At 70.0% G+C, this 21,252-nt stretch carries 19 protein-coding genes and 2 tRNA genes; 15 read left to right on the forward strand and 6 right to left on the reverse strand.

All coding sequences use genetic code 11. The features are described 5' to 3' along the window. Window positions 1-8 precede the first annotated feature (8 nt). Both ACZ3OF_RS05315 and ACZ3OF_RS05320 read right to left on the reverse strand, forming a co-directional pair. The gene (locus ACZ3OF_RS05315) at window positions 9-1,322 is read right to left on the reverse strand and encodes an FAD-binding oxidoreductase (RefSeq protein ID WP_467302962.1); all 1,314 of its coding nucleotides are present in this window, start codon (window positions 1,320-1,322) and stop codon (window positions 9-11) included. A gap of 83 nt (window positions 1,323-1,405) precedes the next feature. Beyond that, the gene (locus ACZ3OF_RS05320) at window positions 1,406-2,863 is read right to left on the reverse strand and encodes an amino acid permease (RefSeq protein ID WP_361678504.1); all 1,458 of its coding nucleotides are present in this window, start codon (window positions 2,861-2,863) and stop codon (window positions 1,406-1,408) included. A gap of 183 nt (window positions 2,864-3,046) precedes the next feature. Here ACZ3OF_RS05320 and ACZ3OF_RS05325 point away from each other — a divergent pair, with 183 nt between their 5' ends. Both ACZ3OF_RS05325 and ACZ3OF_RS05330 read left to right on the forward strand, forming a co-directional pair. Continuing rightward, window positions 3,047-3,541, forward strand: a complete 495-nt coding sequence (locus tag ACZ3OF_RS05325; protein WP_361678507.1) for a ribose-5-phosphate isomerase — start codon at window positions 3,047-3,049, stop codon at window positions 3,539-3,541. Then, complete coding sequence (locus ACZ3OF_RS05330) at window positions 3,541-4,350, forward strand: Fpg/Nei family DNA glycosylase (protein WP_467302965.1); 810 nt, start codon at window positions 3,541-3,543, stop codon at window positions 4,348-4,350. Before ACZ3OF_RS05325 ends, ACZ3OF_RS05330 begins: the two co-directional genes overlap by 1 nt. A gap of 13 nt (window positions 4,351-4,363) precedes the next feature. Here the strand turns inward: ACZ3OF_RS05330 and ACZ3OF_RS05335 are convergent, their stop codons facing one another. Continuing rightward, on the reverse strand, window positions 4,364-5,593 hold the full coding sequence (locus ACZ3OF_RS05335; RefSeq protein ID WP_361678513.1) for a GNAT family N-acetyltransferase: 1,230 nt from the start codon (window positions 5,591-5,593) through the stop codon (window positions 4,364-4,366). Window positions 5,594-5,700: 107 nt separating this feature from the next. Between ACZ3OF_RS05335 and ACZ3OF_RS05340 the strand changes: the two genes are divergently transcribed. The 3 genes from ACZ3OF_RS05340 (at window position 5,701) to ACZ3OF_RS05350 (ending at window position 7,717) form a co-directional block, all read left to right on the forward strand. Continuing rightward, entirely contained in the window at window positions 5,701-6,846 is a 1,146-nt protein-coding gene (locus ACZ3OF_RS05340) for a PP2C family protein-serine/threonine phosphatase (protein ID WP_361678516.1), read from the forward strand. Window positions 6,847-6,898: 52 nt separating this feature from the next. Continuing rightward, the gene (locus ACZ3OF_RS05345) at window positions 6,899-7,348 is read left to right on the forward strand and encodes an HD domain-containing protein (protein WP_467302967.1); all 450 of its coding nucleotides are present in this window, start codon (window positions 6,899-6,901) and stop codon (window positions 7,346-7,348) included. A 174-nt stretch (window positions 7,349-7,522) separates the two neighbouring features. Then, a complete protein-coding gene (locus ACZ3OF_RS05350; protein ID WP_147978023.1) occupies window positions 7,523-7,717 on the forward strand; it encodes a hypothetical protein in 195 nt (64 codons plus the stop codon). A gap of 44 nt (window positions 7,718-7,761) precedes the next feature. Here ACZ3OF_RS05350 and ACZ3OF_RS05355 read toward each other — a convergent pair whose 3' ends face one another. Together ACZ3OF_RS05355 and ACZ3OF_RS05360 are read right to left on the reverse strand one after the other, a co-directional pair. Beyond that, window positions 7,762-8,157, reverse strand: coding sequence for an amphi-Trp domain-containing protein (locus tag ACZ3OF_RS05355; protein ID WP_361678522.1), 396 nt, complete (start codon window positions 8,155-8,157; stop codon window positions 7,762-7,764). 122 nt (window positions 8,158-8,279) lie between these two features. Then, window positions 8,280-8,350, reverse strand: a tRNA-Gly gene (locus tag ACZ3OF_RS05360). Between the two features lie 131 nt (window positions 8,351-8,481). On the opposite strand from ACZ3OF_RS05360, the gene ACZ3OF_RS05365 reads away from it, so the two are divergent. The 5 genes from ACZ3OF_RS05365 to clpX all read left to right on the forward strand — a co-directional run bounded on the left by ACZ3OF_RS05365 (window position 8,482) and on the right by clpX (window position 13,243). Then, window positions 8,482-8,558 (forward strand) — tRNA-Pro (locus ACZ3OF_RS05365). A 161-nt stretch (window positions 8,559-8,719) separates the two neighbouring features. Beyond that, window positions 8,720-10,114: a trigger factor gene (tig, locus tag ACZ3OF_RS05370; protein ID WP_361678525.1), complete on the forward strand. Its 1,395-nt coding sequence runs from the start codon at window positions 8,720-8,722 to the stop codon at window positions 10,112-10,114. Between the two features lie 346 nt (window positions 10,115-10,460). Beyond that, window positions 10,461-11,078, forward strand: a complete 618-nt coding sequence (locus ACZ3OF_RS05375; protein WP_361435043.1) for an ATP-dependent Clp protease proteolytic subunit — start codon at window positions 10,461-10,463, stop codon at window positions 11,076-11,078. 62 nt (window positions 11,079-11,140) lie between these two features. After that, window positions 11,141-11,803: an ATP-dependent Clp protease proteolytic subunit gene (locus ACZ3OF_RS05380; protein ID WP_137994695.1), complete on the forward strand. Its 663-nt coding sequence runs from the start codon at window positions 11,141-11,143 to the stop codon at window positions 11,801-11,803. Window positions 11,804-11,959: 156 nt separating this feature from the next. Continuing rightward, complete coding sequence (gene clpX / locus ACZ3OF_RS05385; protein WP_137989313.1) at window positions 11,960-13,243, forward strand: ATP-dependent Clp protease ATP-binding subunit ClpX; 1,284 nt, start codon at window positions 11,960-11,962, stop codon at window positions 13,241-13,243. 73 nt (window positions 13,244-13,316) lie between these two features. Here clpX and ACZ3OF_RS05390 read toward each other — a convergent pair whose 3' ends face one another. After that, complete coding sequence (locus ACZ3OF_RS05390; protein WP_361678528.1) at window positions 13,317-14,255, reverse strand: hypothetical protein; 939 nt, start codon at window positions 14,253-14,255, stop codon at window positions 13,317-13,319. 138 nt (window positions 14,256-14,393) lie between these two features. Between ACZ3OF_RS05390 and ACZ3OF_RS05395 the strand changes: the two genes are divergently transcribed. The 5 genes from ACZ3OF_RS05395 (at window position 14,394) to ndk (ending at window position 21,071) form a co-directional block, all read left to right on the forward strand. Next, window positions 14,394-17,015 carry a valine--tRNA ligase gene (locus ACZ3OF_RS05395; protein WP_361678531.1) on the forward strand — a complete coding sequence of 874 codons (2,622 nt, stop codon included), beginning with the start codon at window positions 14,394-14,396 and terminating at the stop codon, window positions 17,013-17,015. A 129-nt stretch (window positions 17,016-17,144) separates the two neighbouring features. Further along, window positions 17,145-18,359, forward strand: coding sequence for a sensor histidine kinase (locus tag ACZ3OF_RS05400; protein WP_467302973.1), 1,215 nt, complete (start codon window positions 17,145-17,147; stop codon window positions 18,357-18,359). A 109-nt stretch (window positions 18,360-18,468) separates the two neighbouring features. Beyond that, the gene (gene folC / locus ACZ3OF_RS05405) at window positions 18,469-19,986 is read left to right on the forward strand and encodes a bifunctional tetrahydrofolate synthase/dihydrofolate synthase (protein WP_361678537.1); all 1,518 of its coding nucleotides are present in this window, start codon (window positions 18,469-18,471) and stop codon (window positions 19,984-19,986) included. A 5-nt stretch (window positions 19,987-19,991) separates the two neighbouring features. Then, a complete protein-coding gene (locus ACZ3OF_RS05410; RefSeq protein WP_467302975.1) occupies window positions 19,992-20,351 on the forward strand; it encodes a DUF4233 domain-containing protein in 360 nt (119 codons plus the stop codon). 306 nt (window positions 20,352-20,657) lie between these two features. Next, the gene (gene ndk, locus ACZ3OF_RS05415; RefSeq protein WP_352187845.1) at window positions 20,658-21,071 is read left to right on the forward strand and encodes a nucleoside-diphosphate kinase; all 414 of its coding nucleotides are present in this window, start codon (window positions 20,658-20,660) and stop codon (window positions 21,069-21,071) included. The last annotated feature ends 181 nt before the right edge of the window (window positions 21,072-21,252 follow it).

Here is a 21,252-nt window from a genome sequence, read left to right on the forward strand (position 1 = left end):
GAGGTGGCTCAGTACCGCCTGAAGAGGTTCGCCGGGTCGAGGTTCGCCCTCAGCCCGGCGAGCCTCTTCCGCGTTTCCGGGTCGTACAGCCCTTCCCCGCGCTCACCGTCCCCGAAGGCGAAGTTGACCGCCCGGCCGAGCGTCCGGGGCGCCAGCGCCGCCTCCACGCGCGCGTGGAGCGCGCGGACGGGCTCCGTGCCGTCGTCGTCCAGCGGGTACAGCGCCCTCACCAGGAAGCCCGCCTCCCGGTACGGCACGGAGTTGGCCCGCTTCCGCGCGAGCGCCCCGCCCAGGTGGTTGATCTGCACGACCGCCATGCGGCCGGCCTTCGGCCCCGTCAGCTCCAGGACCGAGGTGGCCGCGTCGACGTCCAGCTCGCTCACCATGATCCCGTCGCCCCAGTAGGCGTGCGGAAAGTCCGGATCGCTGTGGATCGTGTGGCTCTCGGTGTACGCCATCTCCCGCAGCGAGTCCGAGAGCGCGGGGCCGAGCGCGCGCAGCGGTGCCACGAGCCGCTCGCCCTCGGCGGCGTCCCCGGTGAAGGCGACCCGCACGGACAGCACGTACCGGCCCCGCAGATGCGGCGGAAGTGCCGGAAGGCCGGGGTGGACCAGCGCGGCCAGGGACGAGGTCACGGCGTCCGGCAGGGTCGCCGTCCACTCCGCGTACGTCCGCAGGACCGCGGCCGGGTCGGTCTCGGCGCCGTCGAAGGCGATCGACCCGCCGTAGAGCCGGGCGACCGGGACCAGACCGACCTCCAGGGCGGTCACGACCCCAAGGCCGTACCCGCCGCCGAGCAGCCCTCCGTACAGCTCCGGATCGCTCGCGGCCGTCACATGCCGCAGGGCCCCGTCGGCGGTCACCACGTCGAGCGAGCGCACATGGTCCGCGGTCCAGCCGAACTCCCGTGCGAGGATCCCAAGGCCGCCGCCGAGCGTGTACGAGACCGCCCCGACGCTCGGCGCCGAGCCGTTCAGCGGGGCGAGGCCGTACGGGGCGGCCGCCTCGACGACCTGCCCCCAGCGCACCCCGGCCGCCACACGGGCGAGGCGCGCCCCGGGGTCGATCCGGACCTCGTTCATCCGCCGCGTGGTGATCAGGACACCGCCGTCGACCGCGCCGGGCAGCCCGTGCCCCGTGGCCTGGACGGCGACCGGAAGCCCGCGCCCGGCGGCGTACGCGACGGCCGCCCGGACGTCGTCGGCGCCGGTGGCGCCGACGACCAGCTCGGGGCGGAGGGCGAAGCCGGTCTGGAAGCCCGCGAGCTCCTCGTCGTACCCGGCATCGCCGGGACGGAAGACGTACCGCGCAGAGAGGGACATGAGAAAGCTCTCCGTTTCGTGGGGGTTTCCCTGGATACGGAGAGCTTCTCGGTCATACCTGACAGAACCCGTCAGGTATGGATTCAGTCCTTCGTGACGGGCTCCGCGGGCGCCACGGCCTTCGCCCCGAAGCGGTCGCGGACCACGGAGATGGCGACCACGAGGCCCGCCACCAGCAGCGACAGCAGGACCTGCTCACGGGCGGAGCCGCCGTTGTAGAGCATGTAGCCGAGGACGAAGACGATCATCGCGATCGTCGCCCAGGTCAGGTACGGGAAGAGCCACATCTTAACGAGCAGCTTCTCCGGGGCCTCCCGCAGGATGATCTTCCGCATCCGCAGCTGGGAGAAGCAGATGACCAGCCAGACGAAGAGCGCGATGGCGCCGGACGCGTTCAGCAGGAAGGCGAAGACGGTGTCGGGCCACTTGTAGTTGAAGAAGACGGCGACGAAACCGAAGATCACCGAACCGATGATCGCGGTCTGCGGCACGCCCTTCGCGTTCACCCGGGCGAAGGCCTTCGGGGCGTCGCCGCGCCGGCCGAGGGAGTAGGCCATGCGGGACGCGGTGTAGAGGCCCGAGTTCAGGCAGGAGAGCACCGCGGTCAGGATGATCACGTTCATGATCTGGCCGGCGTGCGGGATGCCGATCGAGTCGAGCGCCGCGACGTACGAGCCGTCCTTCTGCAGCGACGGGTCGTTCCACGGCAGCAGCGAGACGACCACCAGGATCGAGCCGAGGTAGAAGATGCCGACCCGCCAGATCACGCTGTTGGTGGCCTTGGCGACCGCGCGGCGCGGGTCCGACGACTCGCCGGCGGCGAGGGTGACGATCTCGCTGCCCATGAAGGAGAAGACGACCATCAGGATGCCCGTGAGGATCGCGCCGTAGCCGTTGGGCAGGAAGCCGCCGTGCTCGGTGAGGTTGCTCAGACCGGCGGACGACGTGTCCGCGCCGGGCAGGACACCGAAGATCGCGAGCCCGCCGACCACGATGAAGGCGGCGATGGCGACGACCTTGATGCCCGCGAACCAGAACTCGAACTCGCCGTAGGAGGCGACCGAGCCGAGGTTGGTGACGGTCAGGACGACCATGACGATCAGCGCCCAGGCCCACTGCGGGACGGCCGGCATCCAGCCGTTGAGGATGTCCGCGCCCATGGTCGCCTCGACGGCGAGCACGACGACCCAGAAGAACCAGTACAGCCAGCCGATCGAGAAACCGGCCCAGCGCCCGAGCGCCCGGTCGGCGTGGGCCGAGAAGGAGCCGGAGGTCGGGTTCGCCACGGACATCTCGCCGAGCATCCGCATGACGAAGACGACCATCGCGCCCACGAGTGCGTACGACAGCAGGATGCCGGGGCCGGCGGCCTTGATGCCGGCCGCGGAACCTCCGAAGAGTCCGGCGCCGATGACGCCACCGATGGCGATCATCGAGAGGTGTCGGTTCTTGAGACCGGCCTTGAGTCCGTCGGAAGACTGCGAATCACCGGTGTTTCCGGTGACCTCGCCTTCCTTCGCAAGGGTCGGCTGCGTGTTCATGAACGCTTCCTTACGTGTGTGGGGCGCTCGGGTCACGAGCCCGAGCATTCAACACCGGGGGACGGGGTGATCGGAAGGGTCGATTCCGATTCGTTGCGTAAGGGGCGAAGGTCCACACCGACGCGGGCGAAGGCCCCGACCCCGCCGACCGCTACCCAGGGCGGGCCGTGCCACACTCGGATCATGCGCGTGTACCTCGGCTCCGACCATGCCGGCTTCGAACTCAAGAACCACCTCGTCGAGTGGCTGAAGGCCCATGGCCACGAGCCCGTCGACTGTGGTCCCCACATCTACGACGCCCTGGACGACTACCCGCCGTTCTGCCTGCGTGCCGCCGAGAAGACGGCCGCGGACCCGGACAGCCTGGGCATCGTCATCGGCGGCTCCGGCAACGGCGAGCAGATCGCCGCGAACAAGGTGAAGGGTGTGCGTGCCGCCCTCGCCTGGAGCGAGCAGACCGCCGCCCTCGGCCGCGAGCACAACAACGCGAACGTCGTCTCCATCGGCGGTCGGATGCACACCCAGGAAGAGGCGACGAAGTTCGTCGAGATCTTCCTCTCCACCCCGTACTCGGGTGACGAGCGTCACACCCGCCGGATCGACATGCTCAGCGCCTACGAGACGACCGGCGAGCTCCCCCCGATCCCGGCCCACCACCCGCAGGAGCCCTCCGCCTGATGCCCGAGGGGCACACGATCCACCGACTGGCCGCCGACCACCGGGAACGGTTCGGCGGCCGGTCCGTGCGGGTGACCAGCCCGCAGGGCAAGTTCGCCGACTCCGCCACCCTGCTCGACGGTGCGGTCCTCGAATCCACCGAGGCACACGGCAAGCACCTCTTCCTGGGCTTCCCCGGCGAGGAGTGGGTCCACATCCACCTGGGCCTCTTCGGCAAGGTCACCTTCGGAGACGCCCCGGCGCCGCCGCCCACGGACACCGTGCGGCTGCGGCTCACGAACACCGAGTCGTACGTCGACCTCCGCGGCCCCACCACGTGCGCGCTGATCACGGACGCCGAGAAGCGGGCGATACACGACCGCCTCGGCCCCGACCCGCTCCGGGAGAACGACGACCCGGCCAAGGCGTGGCACCGGATCGCGAAGTCCCGCACGACGATCGCCGCCCTCCTGATGGACCAGAAGGTCATCGCGGGCGTCGGCAACGTGTACCGCGCCGAGGTGCTCTTCCGGCACGGCATCGACCCGTACCGCGCGGGCAAGGACATCACGCGCCGCGAGTGGGACGCGATCTGGACGGACCTCGTGGCCCTGATGCGCGAGGGCGTCCGCCTGAACCGCATCGACACGGTCCGCCCCGAGCACACCCCGGAGGCGATGGGCCGCCCACCCCGCGTCGACGACCACGGCGGCGAGGTCTACGTCTACCGCCGGACGCTCATGCCCTGCCACATCTGTGGCGACGAGATCCGCACCGCCGGCCTCGCCGCCCGCAACCTCTTCTGGTGCCCCACCTGCCAACAGCGCTGACGCGGCCGGCGGGCTAGAAGCCGTGCGGCAGCCACGGCGCCACGGGCGACCCGAACGCCACGGACGCCTCGGTCAGTGCCCCTGCCCGAAGCTCGCGCACGCGCCCGGCGGCGGCCAGCGAGACCAACGACGTCCCGCCCAGGTAGGCGGCGCCCAACTCCCGTACGGACAAGGCGAGGTCCGCGGCCTCGTCCGTACGCACGCACACCGCCCCCGTGGCGTCCCCCGTGACCCGCCACCGCCCCTCGTTCCACGGGCAGAACGCGTCCGCCACCTCGAACACCACATCCACCGGCGTCTGATACGTCCGTGCCTCCAGCGCCGCCCCCACGTCCACCGGACGCAGATGCAGCGCGTCCCGCTGGGTCGGCGAGCACCGCCGCAGGTCCGACACCAGGTGCTGCCAGCCGTCGTCCACCGGCCGGCTGTGGAGCCGTACCGACGACGTCAGATCGATCGACCAGAGGTAGCGCCACAGCGCCGCCTCCGCCGCCGGGTCCAGCGCCTCCAGGTCCTTCACCTGCACGCTGCCCTCCGCACCGGCGTGCGACCACTCCGGCTTGATCGCGTACAGCGCGTACCCGACGACCTCCCCGTCCCGCTCCGCGAGCACGCACTGCCGCGGCGACGCCCCGCCCCGCTCGCCCTCCGGGTCGAGCAGCGGCAGCTGCTCCCACTTGGGCTGCCGGGCCAGCATCCCGGGCCGCGCCGTGACCCGGCGCGCGTACACCGCCTCGCACGCCCCCGACGCCTTCGCCGGGTCCGCCTGGCGCAGCACCACGTCGTCCGTGCCCTCGGGCACGGTCAGCGCCACCCGGTTCGTGTCGATCGTCGCCCGCGTCGCGTACGTGGCGATGCCGTAGCCGAACCGGCCGTAGATCGCCGGCTCCGAGGCCGTCAACACGGCCAGCGGCTCGCCCCCCGCCCGTACGTCGTCGAGCTGGCGCCGCATCATCGCGGTGAGGATCCCGCGCCGCCGGTGCGTCGCCGCCACACTCACCATGGTGACGCCCGCCGCAGGCACGAGCGCCCCGCCGGGGACGGAGAGCCGGAACGAGAACGCGCCGGCCGTCCCCACACAGCGCTCGCCGTCCCAGACGCCGATCGAGCGGTCGTACTCGGTCAGCTCCTGCCAGAGCTCAACCTCCTCCGCGGCCTCCGGCACACCGCCGAACGCGAGCTCCAGCGTCCCGTACCACTCGTTCCACTCCGTCGGCCCGAGTACGCGCAGTTCAGTCGTCATATGCCATCGATACCAGCGCGGACCAGCCCGAGGCGACCCGATTTCGCGCGCAATGTCTCAGGGGTCCCCCTGCACGAGGTCCGACCGGGTGGATAGGGTCCAGGCCAATGGGAAGTCGCGTGGGTGTCGCCTCGTACTCGGCCCGGATGCGCAGGAGCGCACACCGGGTCCGCATCTCCCTGCGCAAATCCGCCGTCGACTACTTCCGCGGCGAGGGCTCCGACTGGGTCGCCTTCGCCGGCCTTCTGCTGACGATCCCGGCCATCACCGTCGGCACCCTCGCCAATCCGGTGTGGTGCGCGCCCGCCGTGCTCGTCCTGCCGATCGTCGCCGGGGGACTGCTGCTGCGCCCCGCGAGCCTGCTCGGGCTGTACGCGGCGGCCGCCGGCGCCCTCATCGTCGAGTCCGTCGTGCTCGGCCCGTACACCCAGGGCCCCGCCCGGGTCACCCCGGGAACGGTTCTGACCGTCGCGGCCTGCGGACTCTTCGGGCTGCTCATCGCCCAGTTCAGGGCCCGCGTCGGCGTGCCCTGGCGCCGCGGCGGCACCATGCTCTTCGACCTGCGCGAACGGATCAGGGCGCAGAGCGCCCTGCCCCGGCTCCCCAAGGGCTGGCACCGCGAGATGGCGCTCCGCCCGGCCGGCGGCCAGTCCTTCTCCGGCGACTTCGTCGTCGCCGCCCGCACCCACGGCGGCAGGACCCTGGAGGTCCTGCTCACCGACGTCTCCGGAAAGGGCATGGACGCCGGCTCGCGCGCCCTGCTGCTCTCCGGGGCCTTCGGAGGACTGCTCGGCTCGCTGCCGCCGCACGGCTTCCTTCCGGCCGCCAACGGCTATCTGCTGCGCCAGGACTGGGACGAGGGCTTCGCCACCTCCATCCACCTGGTCCTCGACCTGGAGTCGGGGGACTACGAACTCCTCTCCGCGGGTCACCTGCCCGCGCTCCAGCTCCACGCGGGCACCGGCCGCTGGGAGGAGAAGTCCGGCGAGGGCCCGCTCCTCGGTGTCTACGACGGCGCCGAGTTCCACCCCGTCAAGGGCTCGCTCCAGCCCGGTGACGTCCTGATGCTCTTCACCGACGGGCTCGTCGAGGCCGCCGACCGGGACATCGCCGAGGGCATCGACCGCCTCACGGGCGAGGCCGACCGCTATGTCGCCTCCGGCTTCGAGGGCGCGGCCTGGCACCTGATCGAGGCCTGCGCCAAGGACGTCAACGACGACCGCGCGCTGCTGCTCATCAGCCGCCAGACCTGAGACCATGGCCCTGCCCAAGCGCACCGAGCACGCCGCGCCGTAGAGTCGGCGCATGCCGCACCTCACCCTCGCCCAGGTCGAATCCCTCGCCGTCGCGGCCCACGAGGGCCAGACCGACAAGGCGGGCCGCCCGTACGCCGAGCATCTGCGGGCGGTGGCCGAGGGGGTACGGGCCCGGGGCGGGAGCGACGAGCAGATCGCGGCGGCCTGGCTGCACGACTCCGTCGAGGACGACGCGCTCTCCGCGCAGTGGCTGGAATCGGCCGAACTCCCGCGCTCCGTCAAGGACATGGTCCTAGCCCTCACCAAGCGTCCGGGCGAGGACCTGGAGTCGTACACCCGCCGGATCCTCGCGGTCCCGGGCGCCCTGCTCGTCAAAGAGGCCGACCTCGCGCACAACGCCGACCCGGCTCGCCTGGCCGTTCTCGACGAGCCGACCCGGGCGCGGCTGACCGTGAAGTACGCCACCGTACGAGGGCTCCTCGGGCTCTCCACCGACTGACCCCACCCAGGACGATCAAGACGAAATATCGCGGGTTGGCTCGATTCCTACGTCGACGATTCGTCACCCGGCGTCGGTGGGCAAGAAGTTGGTGGCACGATGGATGCAGCGGGGGTGTTCTGTGACGTGCGCTCCCGGGCGGCTAGGTGGGACCGACCGAGGGTGTGATCAGTTGTGGCCATTTCGCTATCCGTGGTGCTGCTGTTGGCGATCATCCTGGTGGTGCTGATCCGCGGCGGAAACCTGAAGGCCGGCCCGGCCGTCGTCGCGGTGCTCTTCGGCTTCTTCCTTGCCTCCACGGGCATGGCCGACGACATCCAGCGCTTCCTGGACTCGATAACGCAGACCGTGAGCTCCATCAAATTCTGAACCGACGCCCGCCGTCCGGGCGGCGACAGCGGACCCCGTGCGGCTCAGGCCGTCTTCGCGGCGGTCCGCTTCGTCCGTGTGCGCTTGGCGGGCGCGGCCTTCCGGCTCCGCACCGGCTTCTCCGGGCGGGCGGGCTTCTCCGGGTCGGCGGGCTTCGTGGGCTTCGTGGGCTTCTCCGTGCTCGCGGCCGCCGGGGCCGACGCCTTTCGGGACGTCCCGATCGGCCAGGTGAACTCGATCTCCAGCTCGATCTTCCCGTCGCCGACCTCCCACTCCACCTCGGTCCAGAGCTCGTCGGGGATCCGCACGGTCAGCTCTCCGGTGATGAGCGACAGCTCCACCAGGCCGCCGTGTCTCATCCCCTCCGCGAGCCTCTCCAGCACTTCCGCCGCCTCGATCACTGTCATCGGGTGGCTCTGCTCGAACTTGAGATCCTTCACGGCTGCCTCCGGTGCGGCAGAAAGAAAGACGGGGACAGCACCCACTCTGCGGCCGCACCACGGAAAACGCCTCGGGGCCGGGCCGGAGGAGTGAACCTCCGGCCCGGCCCCGAGGCCGGAAGAGCGGGCGACGGGAATCGAACCCGCGTAGCTAGTTTGGAAGACTAGGGCTCTACCATTGAGCTACGCCCGCAAAGGTCGCGCCGCAGGTCACGAGGGCCGCGGCACGGACAGCATCGTAGCGGGTCCCGGGTGGTCCCCGCACACCCCTTCAACAGGGGGCGTCGCACTGTCTCCGTGCATGTACCCTACGTGTCGCACCGACGGGGTGTGGCGCAGCTTGGTAGCGCGTCCGCTTTGGGAGCGGAAGGCCGTGGGTTCAAATCCCGCCACCCCGACCACCAAGATCATGGATCACAAGATCGCGTTGTGGGCGTCATCCCGCTTGCGGTTACTATGCAAGCTGCGTGCCCGTGTGTCTCTCTGACCGGGCCGATCGGCCGGAACCGCCACCAAGCGGCATCGGCAGAATCCAAGAATCAGCCACCAAGGAGACCGAACCGTGAAGAGCGCCGTGGAGACCCTGAACCCGACCCGGGTTCGGCTCACTGTCGAGGTGCCCTTCGAGGAGCTCAAGGACAGCCTCGACGCGGCGTACAAGAAGATCAACCAGCAGGTCACGGTCAAGGGCTTCCGCAAGGGCAAGATCCCGGCTCGTGTGATCGACCAGCGGTTCGGTCGTGGTGCGGTGCTGGAAGAGGCCGTCAACGACGCGCTCCCGAAGTTCTACACCGAGGCCGTCAACGAGGCCGAGGTCAACCCGCTGGGTCAGCCCGAGGTCGACATCACGGAGCTGAAGGACGGCGAGCTGCTGGCCTTCACCGCCGAGGTCGACATCCGCCCGACGATCGAGATCCCGGACTACTCCGGCATCGAGGTCACCGTCGACGCGGTCGAGGTCACCGACGAGGACGTCGAGAAGTCCGTGGAGCAGCTGCGCGAGCGCTTCGCCTCCACCAACCCGGTCGAGCGCGCCGCGGCCGAGGGTGACGTCGTCACCATCGACCTCGAGGCCAAGGTCGACGGCGAGGTCCTGCCCGACGGTGTCGCCCAGGGCGTCTCGTACACCATCGGTTCCGGCGAGCTCCTCGACGGCATCGACGAGGCCGTCACCGGCCTCGAGGCCGGCGGCGAGGCCACCTTCACCTCGCAGCTGAAGGGCGGCTCCGCCGAGGGCAAGGACGCCGAGGTCACCGTCAAGGTCACCGCCGTCGCCGCCCGTGAGCTCCCCGAGCTGGACGACGACTTCGCGCAGCTCGCGTCGGAGTTCGACACCCTCGACGAGCTCAAGGCCGACAGCCGCAAGCGCCTCGAGAACATGAAGCAGTTCGACCAGGCCACCCAGGCCCAGGAGCGCGTCCTCGACGAGCTGCTGAAGCTGGCGGACGTCCCGATGCCCGAGAAGCTGCTCGAGGACGAGATCAACACCCGCAAGCACAACCTGGAGCACCACCAGCTCGGCCAGATGGGCCTCACCCTCGAGAAGTACCTGGAGATCCAGGGCAAGACCGAGGAAGAGTTCCTGGCGGAGACCAAGGAGCAGGCCGAGAAGGGCATCAAGACGCAGTTCATCCTCGATGAGCTCGTCAACAAGGAGAAGCTGAACGTCAGCCAGGAGGAGCTCACCGAGCACCTCATGCGCCGCGCCGCCTCCTCCGGCATGTCCCCCGACCAGTTCGCCCAGGCCGTCGTCGAGGGTGGCCAGGTGCCGATGCTCGTCGGCGAGGTCGCCCGCGGCAAGGCCCTCGCGGTGGTCGTCGAGTCCGCCAAGGTCGTCGACACCAACGGTGAGGTCGTCGACCTCGAGGACGACGAGGACGAGACCGAGGCCGCCGCGGAGGCGGTCGAGGCCGTCACCGGCGAGACCGAGGTCGCCGAGGAGAAGAACGAGGCCTGAGCCTCGCGCTGAACCGCAGGTCCACGGGCCCGGACGCACTGCTGTGCGCCGGGCCCGTGCCCGTACGCGGGGACTGACGCGGGCCTGGCCTCTCACGTGGAGCCTGCGCGAGAGCCTGCGTGAGGGCCCGGACGCCGGCCTGCGTGAAGAGGTGCCGCGCGCCCCGTCCGCACGCCCCGTACAGGCCCCCTCGCGCCCCTGACAACCTTGCGCTCCCAGCGAACAGTTCGGGAACCGGGATGGCGTTGTCCTACCTGCGCGTTAGGGTCCATGAATACGAGGGCACTGCCCTCTGAACGAGACGCTGAGACGGCCTGGGGGCCGTCGGAGACGAGCAGGTGGATACGTGACGAATCTGAAGCCTTACGCCGCGGGTGAGCCGTCCATCGGTGGTGGCCTCGGCGACCATGTCTACAACCGGCTGCTCGGCGAGCGCATCATCTTCCTCGGCCAGCAGGTCGACGACGAGATCGCCAACAAGATCACCGCGCAGATGCTCCTCCTGGCCGCCGACCCGGAGAAGGACATCTACCTCTACATCAACAGCCCCGGTGGCTCGGTGACGGCCGGCATGGCCATCTACGACACCATGCAGTACATCCCGAACGACGTCGTCACCATCGGTATGGGCATGGCGGCCTCCATGGGCCAGTTCCTGCTCACCGGCGGCTCCGCCGGCAAGCGCTTCGCGCTGCCGAACACCGACGTCCTGATGCACCAGGGCTCCGCCGGCATCGGCGGTACCGCCTCGGACATCAAGATCCAGGCCGAGTACCTTCTCCGTACGAAGAAGCGCATGGCCGAGATCACCGCGCTCCACTCCGGTCAGACCGTCGAGACGATCATCCGCGACGGTGACCGCGACCGCTGGTTCACCGCGGAGGAGGCCAAGAACTACGGCCTCATCGACGACATCATCACCCACGCCGCGGGCGTTCCCGGCGGCGGCGGCACGGGCGCCTGAGCCCGGCAGCCGTTGAAGAGTCCCAGCCCCCGCCGAACGCCACCAGGACGGTGAACATCCAGATGCAGAACAACCTCTCCCCGAGCGGCCTCTACACCGGCGCGCCGATGGACAACCGGTACGTGGTCCCGCGCTTCGTCGAGCGCACCTCGCAGGGCATCCGCGAGTACGACCCGTACGCGAAGCTCTTCGAGGAGCGCGTGATCTTCCTCGGCGTGCAGATCGACGACGCCTCCGCCAACGACGTCATGGCGCAGCTGCTGTGCCTGGAGTCGATGGACCCGGACCGTGACATCTCGATCTACATCAACAGCCCCGGTGGCTCCTTCACCGCGCTGACCGCAATCTACGACACGATGCAGTTCGTGAAGCCGGACATCCAGACGGTGTGCATGGGCCAGGCGGCCTCCGCCGCGGCCGTGCTGCTCGCCGCCGGTACGCCCGGCAAGCGGATGGCCCTGCCGAACGCCCGTGTGCTGATCCACCAGCCGTCCGGCGGCACCGGCCGTGAGCAGCTCTCCGACCTGGAGATCGCGGCCAACGAGATCCTGCGCATGCGCACGCAGCTGGAGGAGATGCTGGCCAAGCACTCCTCGACGCCGATCGAGAAGATCCGCGACGACATCGAGCGCGACAAGATCCTGACCGCCGAGGACGCCCTGGCGTACGGCCTGGTCGACCAGATCGTCTCGACCCGTAAGAGCACGGCCGCCGCGGCAGCCTGACGCTCGACCTTCCCCTGGCACGGTCCGCGTGGCCGAATCACGACCATGTGAACCGTGCCAAGGGGGGCCCGAACGGGGGGCCCGGCAAGGTACCGTCGAATATGAGGCACCAGGAGTCGCTGAACCAGGCGCTCCCAGGCGAAGGGGAAGCACCTCGTGGCACGCATCGGTGATGGCGGCGATCTGCTCAAGTGCTCGTTCTGCGGAAAGAGCCAGAAGCAGGTGAAGAAGCTCATCGCGGGACCCGGTGTGTACATCTGCGATGAGTGCATCGACCTCTGCAACGAGATCATCGAGGAAGAACTCGCGGAGACGAGCGAGGTGCGTTGGGAGGAGCTCCCCAAGCCTCGCGAGATCTACGAGTTCCTCGAGGGGTATGTCGTGGGGCAGGAGCCCGCGAAGAAGGCCCTCTCGGTCGCGGTGTACAACCACTACAAGCGCGTCCAGGCCGGCGAGAACGGCGGCGGGGCGGGCCGTGACGACGCCATCGAGCTGGCGAAGTCCAACATTCTGCTGCTGGGCCCCACGGGCTCCGGCAAGACGCTCCTGGCCCAGACACTGGCGCGCATGCTCAACGTCCCGTTCGCCATCGCCGACGCGACGGCGCTGACGGAGGCCGGGTATGTCGGCGAGGACGTCGAGAACATCCTGCTCAAGCTGATCCAGGCGGCCGACTACGACGTCAAGAAGGCCGAGACCGGGATCATCTACATCGACGAGATCGACAAGGTCGCCCGCAAGAGCGAAAACCCGTCGATCACGCGCGATGTGAGCGGCGAGGGCGTCCAGCAGGCGCTCCTCAAGATCCTGGAGGGCACCACGGCCTCCGTACCGCCGCAGGGCGGTCGGAAGCACCCGCACCAGGAGTTCATCCAGATCGACACCACGAACGTGCTCTTCATCGTGGGCGGCGCCTTCGCCGGCCTGGAGAAGATCATCGAGTCGCGTGCGGGCGCCAAGGGCATCGGCTTCGGGGCGACGATCCGCTCCAAGCGCGAGATCGAGGCGAGCGACCAGTTCCAGGAGGTCATGCCGGAGGACCTGGTGAAGTTCGGGATGATCCCGGAGTTCATCGGCCGCCTCCCGGTCATCACCTCGGTCCACAACCTCGACCGCGAGGCCCTGCTCAAGATCCTCGTCGAGCCGCGCAACGCGCTGGTGAAGCAGTACCAGCGCCTCTTCGAACTCGACGGCGTGGAGCTGGACTTCGACCGCCCGGCCCTGGAGGCCATCGCCGACCAGGCGATCCTGCGCGGCACGGGAGCGCGTGGCCTGCGGGCCATCATGGAAGAGGTCCTGATGTCGGTGATGTACGAGGTCCCGTCCCGCAAGGACGTGGCCCGCGTGGTCATCACGGCGGACGTCGTCCACAACAACGTGAACCCGACGCTGGTCCCGCGGATCGTGAAGAACGACGGGCGGCACGAGAAGAGCGCCTAGCGCGTAGGCGAGTTGTACGAGGAAGGGGCGCCCCCACCACTGGTGGAGGCGCCCCTTCTCGTTCCGTACGCGGTCAGAGCTTGACGCGGACTTCCTTGCGGAGCTTGGCGGTGAGGCTCGCCGCTTCCTCGGCGGAGCCCGCCTTGCCGGTCATCATGGCGCCCATGTCCATCGGAACCACGAAGCCCACCGTGCTGTGGTCGCCCCACACGCAGATGGTCATGGTGAACGCCGGAGTGGACTCAGCCGCGTTGGCCTCGGACTTCGCCTGCTGGCACTTGAGGACCGCCCCGTCGAGCTCCGCCGGCTCGTAGCTCTCGGGGCTGCCGACGAGCTGCGGCTCGTCAGCCTTGCCCTTGTCCTTCTCGGCCTCCTTCTTGATGGTGGCGAAGACGGTGTCGACCACCTGCTCGGGGTCGTCGATCTCGCCGTAGAGGCCGCTGAACGAGATCATCTTCGTGCCGAGCGGGTTGTTCGGGTCCTTCACCTGGTACGCGGCACTGACGTTCTTGGCGTTCTTCACGCCGTTCTGCTGGGCCTCCTTGAGCGACTCCTTGTCGCTGCCGTTGCCGCTGTCAGGGGCCTTCTTGTACTCCGTGAGGACCGTCTCCGGCGTGATCAGCTTGTGCGGGCCGTCGTTCGCGACCGACGAGCCGCCACCTCCCGCCGTGAAGTACCACGCGCCGCCCGCGACCAGGGCCAGGGCCACGACCGATGCGCCGATGATCAGGCCCGTCTTCTTCTTCGGGGCCGGCGGCGGGTGCGGCATGTAGCCGCCGGGGGCCTGGCCGTAGGGCGGTTGCTGGGGAGGCTGGCCGTACGGGCCCGGCTGCTGCTGCGGGTAGCCGTAGGGCTGCTGGGGCGGCACGCCCTGGGGTGCCTGCTGCGGGTAGCCGTAGCCGGGCTGCGGCGCTTGCGGCGGCTGGCCGTACGGGCCGGGCTGGCCCGGCTGACCGTACGGTCCGGGCTGCTGAGGCTGACCGCCGTACGGACCCGGCTGGTTGTAGCTCATGGACAGGTTCCCCTCACAGGATGTTTATGCGTAGCGAACATCCTGTCGGAAGCCGTGCCCCGCAGGGGCGGCGGGGGGCACACCGTTACGGAACTATCGGGTTTCGGGACAGCCCTGTCGCACCCCTAAACTGACCCCGTGACCGAGAACACTCAGCAGCAGCCAGCAGCCAACCCCGAACTGCCGACCCAGTACGCGCCGGCCGAAGTAGAGGGGAAGCTGTACGAGCGCTGGGTAGAGCGTGGTTACTTCGAGGCCGACGCGAAGAGCGACAAGCCTGCGTACACCATCGTCATCCCGCCGCCGAACGTCACCGGGTCGCTCCACCTGGGCCACGCCTTCGAGCACACGCTGATCGACGCCCTCACCCGCCGCAAGCGGATGCAGGGGTTCGAGACGCTGTGGCAGCCCGGCATGGACCACGCCGGCATCGCGACCCAGAACGTCGTCGAGCGGGAGCTCGCCAAGGAGGGCAAGTCCCGCCACGACCTGGGCCGCGAGGCGTTCGTCGAGCGTGTCTGGCAGTGGAAGGCCGAGTCCGGCGGTCAGATCTCCGGCCAGATGAAGCGCCTCGGTGACGGCGTCGCTTGGTCCCGCGAGCGGTTCACCATGGACGAGGGCCTCTCGCAGGCCGTCCAGACCATCTTCAAGAAGCTGTACGACGACGAGCTGATCTACCGCGCCGAGCGCATCATCAACTGGTGCCCGCGCTGTCTGACGGCCATCTCGGACATCGAGGTCGAGTACCAGGACGACGACGGCGAGCTCGTCTCCATCCGGTACGGCGAGGGTGACGCGTCCATCGTCGTCGCCACCACCCGCGCCGAGACGATGCTCGGTGACACGGCCGTCGCCGTCCACCCGGACGACGAGCGGTACAAGCACCTCGTCGGCACCGAGATCGAGCTGCCGCTGACCGGCCGCCGGATCCCGGTCGTCGCCGACGAGCACGTCGACCCCGAGTTCGGCACCGGCGCCGTCAAGGTGACCCCGGCGCACGACCCGAACGACTTCGAGATCGGCCAGCGCCACGGCCTGCCGAACCTCGCCGTCATGGACGAGCGCGCGGTCATCACCGCCCACGGCCCCTTCCAGGGCCTGGACCGCCTGGAGGCCCGCTCCGCCATCGTCGCCGCGCTGCGGGCCGACGGCCGGATCGTCGCCGAGAAGCGTCCGTACGTCCACTCCGTCGGCCACTGCTCGCGCTGCAAGACCACCATCGAGCCGCGCCTGTCGATGCAGTGGTGGGTCAAGGTCGGCCCGCTCGCCAAGGCCGCCGGTGACGCGGTCCGCGACGGCAAGGTCAAGATCCACCCGCAGGAGATGGAGAAGCGGTACTTCGACTGGGTCGACAACCTCCACGACTGGTGCATCTCGCGCCAGCTGTGGTGGGGCCACCGCATCCCCGTCTGGTACGGCCCGAACGGCGAGATCGTCTGCGTCGGACCGGACGAGCAGCCGCCGACGGGCGAGGGCTGGCACCAGGACACGGACGTCCTGGACACCTGGTTCTCCTCCGGCCTGTGGCCGTTCTCCACGTTGGGCTGGCCGGAGCGGACCGACGACCTCGCGAAGTTCTACCCGAACTCCGTCCTGGTCACCGGCTACGACATCCTCTTCTTCTGGGTCGCCCGGATGATGATGTTCGGTCTGTACGCGATGGACGGCACCCCGCCGTTCCACACCATCGCCCTGCACGGCATGGTCCGCGACCAGTTCGGCAAGAAGATGTCGAAGTCCTTCGGCAACGCGGTCAACCCGCTGGACTGGATGGACGAGTACGGCTCCGACGCCGTCCGCTTCACCCTGGCCAACGGCGCCAACCCGGGCGTCGACGTCCCGATCGGCGAGGACTGGGTCAAGGCCTCCCGGAACTTCGCCAACAAGATCTGGAACGCCACCCGCTTCGCGCTGATGAACGGCGCGACGGTCGAGGGCCCGCTGCCGGACCCGTCGGAGATGTCCGCGACGGACCGCTGGATCCTCTCCCGTCTCAACAAGACGGTCGCCGAGGTCGACGCGTACTACGACGACTACCAGTTCGCGAAGCTCGCCGACTCGCTCTACCACTTCGCGTGGGACGAGGTCTTCGACTGGTACGTCGAGCTGTCGAAGACCACGTTCTTCGCCGGCGGCGAGGGCGCCAAGGTCTCCGGACGGGTCCTCGGCGAGGTCCTGGACGTGATGCTCCGACTGCTCCACCCGATCGTCCCCTTCGTCACCGAGACGCTCTGGACCACGCTCACGGGCAAGGAGTCGGTCGTCATCGCCGACTGGCCCGCCGACTCCGGCTTCCGCGACGAGGCCGCGGAGAAGGAGATCGAGCTGGTCCAGCAGGTCGTCACCGAGGTCCGCCGGTTCCGCTCGGACCAGGGTCTGCAGCCCGGACAGAAGGTCCCGGCCCGTCTCGACCTGACCGGCACCGCCCTCGCCCCGCACGAGGCGGCCATCCGTCAGCTGCTCCGGCTCCAGCCGGAGGGCGAGGGCTTCTCCGCCACCGCCTCCCTGCCGGTCGCCGGCGCCACGGTCGCGCTCGACCTGTCCGGCACGATCGACGTGGCGGCGGAGCGCAAGCGCCTCGCGAAGGACCTCGCGGCCGCGGAGAAGGAGAAGGCCCAGGCCAACGGGAAGCTCGGCAACGAGGCGTTCCTGGCCAAGGCCCCGGACAACGTGGTCGACAAGATCCGTACGCGTCTGGCCAAGGCGGACGAGGACATCGCCCGCATCCAGGCGCAGCTGGAGCGCCTGCCGCAGGCGTAGGTGCCGAAGAGGGGGCCCGGAACCGACACGGTTCCGGGCCCTTCTCATTTGTCCGGAGTGCGTGATATCACACGACTTGTGACCTAGGTCATGCTCCTTGGGGCCGAAGGACCTTGGATGATGGAAGGCATGTCCCGACTCCCCACCTTCCCCGCGCTGCGCCGCCGCGTGGACCGGTGGGCCGTCACACCGCCCGCCCTCGACGTCATCGCCGCCGTCAGCGCCTTCGCCCTGATGGTCCTGGACGTGCCCGGCCTCGCACGCGCCGACAACTCGCTGACCGGGGTCACCGCGACCCTGGTCCTCGCGTCCGGCGCGGCCACGCTGGTGCTGCGGCGCCGGCTGCCCTGGATCCCGTACCTCGTGGCGCTCGCGCTGATGGGCTGGCTGCACGAGCTGACGATGATTCAGTTCGCGCTGTACTCGCTGGGCCGGTTCCGGGGCCGTAGGGTCGCCGTCGTCGCCACGGTGCTCTACGTGGCCGTGGCGTACGCGCTCTTCCACACGCCCGGCTGGCCCGCCCGGCACGGCGAGACGCTCAGCGACTTCCTCAGCCTCGTCGTCCCCATCGGCGTGCTCGCCGCCGGCGTCGGCATCGCCGCGTACCGGCAGGACCTGGTGCGCGCCCTGGAGTCCCAGCGCGCCGAGGCCGCGGCACGGCAGGCGGTGCAGGAGGAGCGGATCTCGGTCGGCCGGGACGTCCACGATCTGGTGGGGCGTGAGCTGACCGTGCTCGCCGTGCGCGCCGAGGTGCTCGCCGTACGGGCCCGGGGCGAGGCGCACGTGAAGGACTTCGAGGAGCTCGCGGACACCGCGCGGCGGGCCCACCACATGCTGAACGAGACTGTCGTGCGCCGGGCGGACCACGGAGCGGCGACCCCCGGCCTCGACGGGCTCGCCGCGCTCGCGGACGAGAGCGAGCGCATGGGCAGCCCGGTCGAGCTCACGGTCGCCGAGGAGGCCAAGGCGCTCTCCCCGCTGCGGCAGACGGCCGTCCACCGGGTGGTCCAGGAGTGCCTGACGAACGCGGCCAAGCACGCGCCGGGCCTGCCGGTGACGGTGACGATCGCGGTGACGGGGCGTGACCTGCGCATCGACGTGCGCAACGCCGTTCCCGAGTCCCCGCCCGACCCCGCGCCCGTCTCGACCGGCACAGGACTGTTCTCCATGGAGGAGCGCGTCACGAGCATGGGCGGCACGCTCACCGCGGGCACGTACGGCACCACGTACGCCGTGACGGCCCTGCTCCCGACGGGCTTCGCCCCGGCATGGCCGCGGCGCGGCCACGCGCGCGTGGAGCCGCCACCGCGCGTGGATCCGCCGCTGCCCGGCCCCGTTCCGTGATCGTCCCATCGGTCCCGCCGGTACGGCGGAGGTGGGGCGGGCGGTGGGGCGAAAGTCCCGAAAGGGGTGGGTCCACGGTCCTGTCGGTACCCCTCCGTAGACTGGGCCCGTGAGTGAGCCCCGCGACCAGTTCGACGAATCCGAGCAGTCCGACCAGTTCGACGACATCGTCGCCGCCGAGACCGACCGAGACCCCGACCTGGCGGTGATCGAGGCAGGCAGCCGCACGCTGCGCGCGCAGGCCGGTCCGCCCCAGGGCGACCCCGTGCCCGCCCGGCCCGCCGACCCGGAGGTGGACAGGGCGCTGCGCGAGGTCGAGACCGAGCTGTCGTCCCGCTGGGGCGAGACCAAGCTGGAGCCCTCGGTGACGCGTATCGCGGCACTGATGGACGTCCTCGGCGAACCCCAGCGCGCGTACCCCTCGATCCACATCACCGGCACGAACGGCAAGACGTCCACGGCGCGGCTGATCGAGGCGCTTCTCGCCGCCTTCGACCTCCGCACCGGCCGGTACACCTCGCCGCACGTGCAGACCATCACCGAGCGCATCAGCCTCGACGGCGCCCCGATCTCCGCCGAGCGGTTCATCGAGACGTACCAGGACGTCAAGCCGTACGTCGAGCTGGTCGACTCCCGCGAGGAGTTCCGGCTCTCCTTCTTCGAGGTCCTCACCGGAATGGCGTACGCGGCCTTCGCGGACGCCCCGGTGGACGTGGCGGTCGTCGAGGTCGGCATGGGCGGCACCTGGGACGCCACGAACGTGATCGACGCCCAGGTCGCCGTCGTCACCCCGATCGACCTGGACCACACCGACCGGCTGGGCGGGACGCCCGGTGAGATCGCGGGCGAGAAGTCCGGGATCATCAAGCAGGGCGCGACGGTCATCCTGGCCCAGCAGCCGGTGGACGCGGCGCAGGTGATGCTGAAGAAGGCCGTCGAGGTCGACGCGACCGTGGCCCGCGAGGGCATGGAGTTCGGCGTCGCCTCCCGCGAGGTCGCGGTCGGCGGCCAGCTGCTGACCCTGCGCGGACTCGGCGGCGAGTACGAAGAGGTCTTCCTGCCGCTGTACGGCGCGCACCAGGCGCACAACGCGGCGGTCGCCCTGGCGGCGGTCGAGGCGTTCTTCGGGATCGGCGCGGAGCACGCCCGCACCCTGGACATCGACACCGTCCGGCGCGCCTTCGCCTCGGTCTCCTCCCCGGGCCGTCTGGAGGTCGTCCGCAAGTCCCCGACGGTCGTCCTGGACGCGGCGCACAACCCGCACGGCGCGCGGGCCACCGCCGACGGCGTCAGCGAGTCGTTCGGCTTCTCCCGGCTCATCGGCGTGGTCTCCACCAGCTCCGACAAGGACGCCAGGGGTCTGCTCGAAGCGTTCGAGCCGATCTTCGCGGAGGTCGTGATCACGGCGAACTCCAGTCCGCGTGCGACGGACGTGGACGCCCTCGCGGCGGTCGCCGTGGAGGTCTTCGGCGAGGACCGGGTGGTCGTCGAGCCGCGTCTGGACGACGCCATCGAGGCCGCCATCACGCTCGCGGAGGAAGAGGGCGAGTACGCCGGCGCGGGTGTGCTCGTGACCGGTTCGATCTTCACGGTCGGGGACGCCCGGCTGCTGCTCGGAAGGCGCTGACTCGGATGCGTACGCTCTGTGCGTCGACGTTGATCGGCGAGTTCTTCGTGATCGGCTTCGCCGGGCTCGTCGCCATGAAGGACGACAGCCTGTCCACGGCCACGGTGTGGTGGGTCTGCGGCGCCGCGATGCTGCTGTCGGTCCTGCTGTGCGGGATGATCACCCGCCCGGGCGGCGTCCAGCTCGGATGGGCGCTGCAGATCGCCCTGATCGCGAGCGGTTTCGTCGTGCCGGTGATGTTCTTCCTCGGCGCGACGTTCGCGGCCCTGTGGTGGGCCTCGTGCCACTACGGTGCCAAGATCGACGAGGTGAAGGCCCGCTGGGCCGCCCAGGCGGAGAACCAGCCCGAACCAGAGGCGAGCTGAGCTCCGCCCGAAGCCGCCGTCGCGGCCGGAGGCGCGCGCCCCGAGCCGCGGTGGCGGCCCGCCGGGCCAGGCCATCGCCCTAGCGCGCCCCGAGCCGCACCCCGGCCCGGCCGAGGGCCGTAGCCCGGGGCCGCACTCCGGCCCGAGCCGCGCCCCGGCCGTGGGCCGCACCCCGGCCCGAGCCGCCGGTCACTCCGTGGGCCGGTCGCCCCGCGGGCTGGGGAGGGCCTGACGCTGCGTAATCGGCGGGCGGGTCGGCCCTGTAGCCTCTGAACCCCGCACACCGGATTTGAAGGAGTCTCCACCGTGAGCCAGCGCACGCTCGTCCTGCTCAAGCCCGACGCCGTCCGCCGTGGCCTGATCGGCGAGATCATCGGCCGTATCGAGCGCAAGGCAGGCTGGACCATCTCCGCGCTCGAACTGCGCGAGCTGAGCCAGGAGACGCTGGAGCAGCACTACGGCGAGCACAAGGGCAAGCCCTTCTACGAGCCGCTGATGGGCTTCATGCAGTCCGGCCCCGTCGTCGCCCTGGTCGTCGAGGGCGAGCGCGTCATCGAGGGTCTGCGGACCCTCGCCGGCCCGACCGACCCGATCGCCGCCGCCCCCGGCTCCATCCGTGGCGACTTCGGCACCATCGTCCGCGAGAACCTGATCCACGCCTCGGACTCCGAGGAGTCCGCCATTCGGGAGATGAAGATTTTCTTCCCCGGCCTGGCGTGATCCGGGGCTGACCGGTTCGGCCCGTTCTGACCCGGTGTCAGCCATCCTCCGCAAAGACCTGGGGCGACCGAAGGAATTTCGGTCGCCCCTGGGCATATGAACGAAGCAATCGGGAACGCATCGCTGCGTCCTGTCGTCACCTGTACAGAGGTGGATCCACCGCGCGGTATCCGCGTGGGCG

It is taken from the genome of Streptomyces sp. NPDC022552 (assembly GCF_055561875.1).

What these genes read in the sequence shown, in the direction of transcription:
- ACZ3OF_RS05335 (WP_361678513.1), bottom strand. Translation starts at nt 5,593, where the DNA reads ATGACGACTGAACTGCGCGTACTCGGGCCGACGGAGTGGAACGAGTGG.
- ACZ3OF_RS05325 (WP_361678507.1), top strand. Translation starts at nt 3,047, where the DNA reads ATGCGCGTGTACCTCGGCTCCGACCATGCCGGCTTCGAACTCAAGAAC.
- ACZ3OF_RS05320 (WP_361678504.1), bottom strand. Translation starts at nt 2,863, where the DNA reads ATGAACACGCAGCCGACCCTTGCGAAGGAAGGCGAGGTCACCGGAAAC.
- ACZ3OF_RS05410 (WP_467302975.1), top strand. Translation starts at nt 19,992, where the DNA reads ATGCGTACGCTCTGTGCGTCGACGTTGATCGGCGAGTTCTTCGTGATC.
- ACZ3OF_RS05315 (WP_467302962.1), bottom strand. Translation starts at nt 1,322, where the DNA reads ATGTCCCTCTCTGCGCGGTACGTCTTCCGTCCCGGCGATGCCGGGTAC.
- ACZ3OF_RS05390 (WP_361678528.1), bottom strand. Translation starts at nt 14,255, where the DNA reads ATGAGCTACAACCAGCCGGGTCCGTACGGCGGTCAGCCTCAGCAGCCC.
- ACZ3OF_RS05340 (WP_361678516.1), top strand. Translation starts at nt 5,701, where the DNA reads ATGGGAAGTCGCGTGGGTGTCGCCTCGTACTCGGCCCGGATGCGCAGG.
- ACZ3OF_RS05330 (WP_467302965.1), top strand. Translation starts at nt 3,541, where the DNA reads ATGCCCGAGGGGCACACGATCCACCGACTGGCCGCCGACCACCGGGAA.
- ACZ3OF_RS05380 (WP_137994695.1), top strand. Translation starts at nt 11,141, where the DNA reads ATGCAGAACAACCTCTCCCCGAGCGGCCTCTACACCGGCGCGCCGATG.
- ACZ3OF_RS05400 (WP_467302973.1), top strand. Translation starts at nt 17,145, where the DNA reads ATGTCCCGACTCCCCACCTTCCCCGCGCTGCGCCGCCGCGTGGACCGG.
- ACZ3OF_RS05345 (WP_467302967.1), top strand. Translation starts at nt 6,899, where the DNA reads ATGCCGCACCTCACCCTCGCCCAGGTCGAATCCCTCGCCGTCGCGGCC.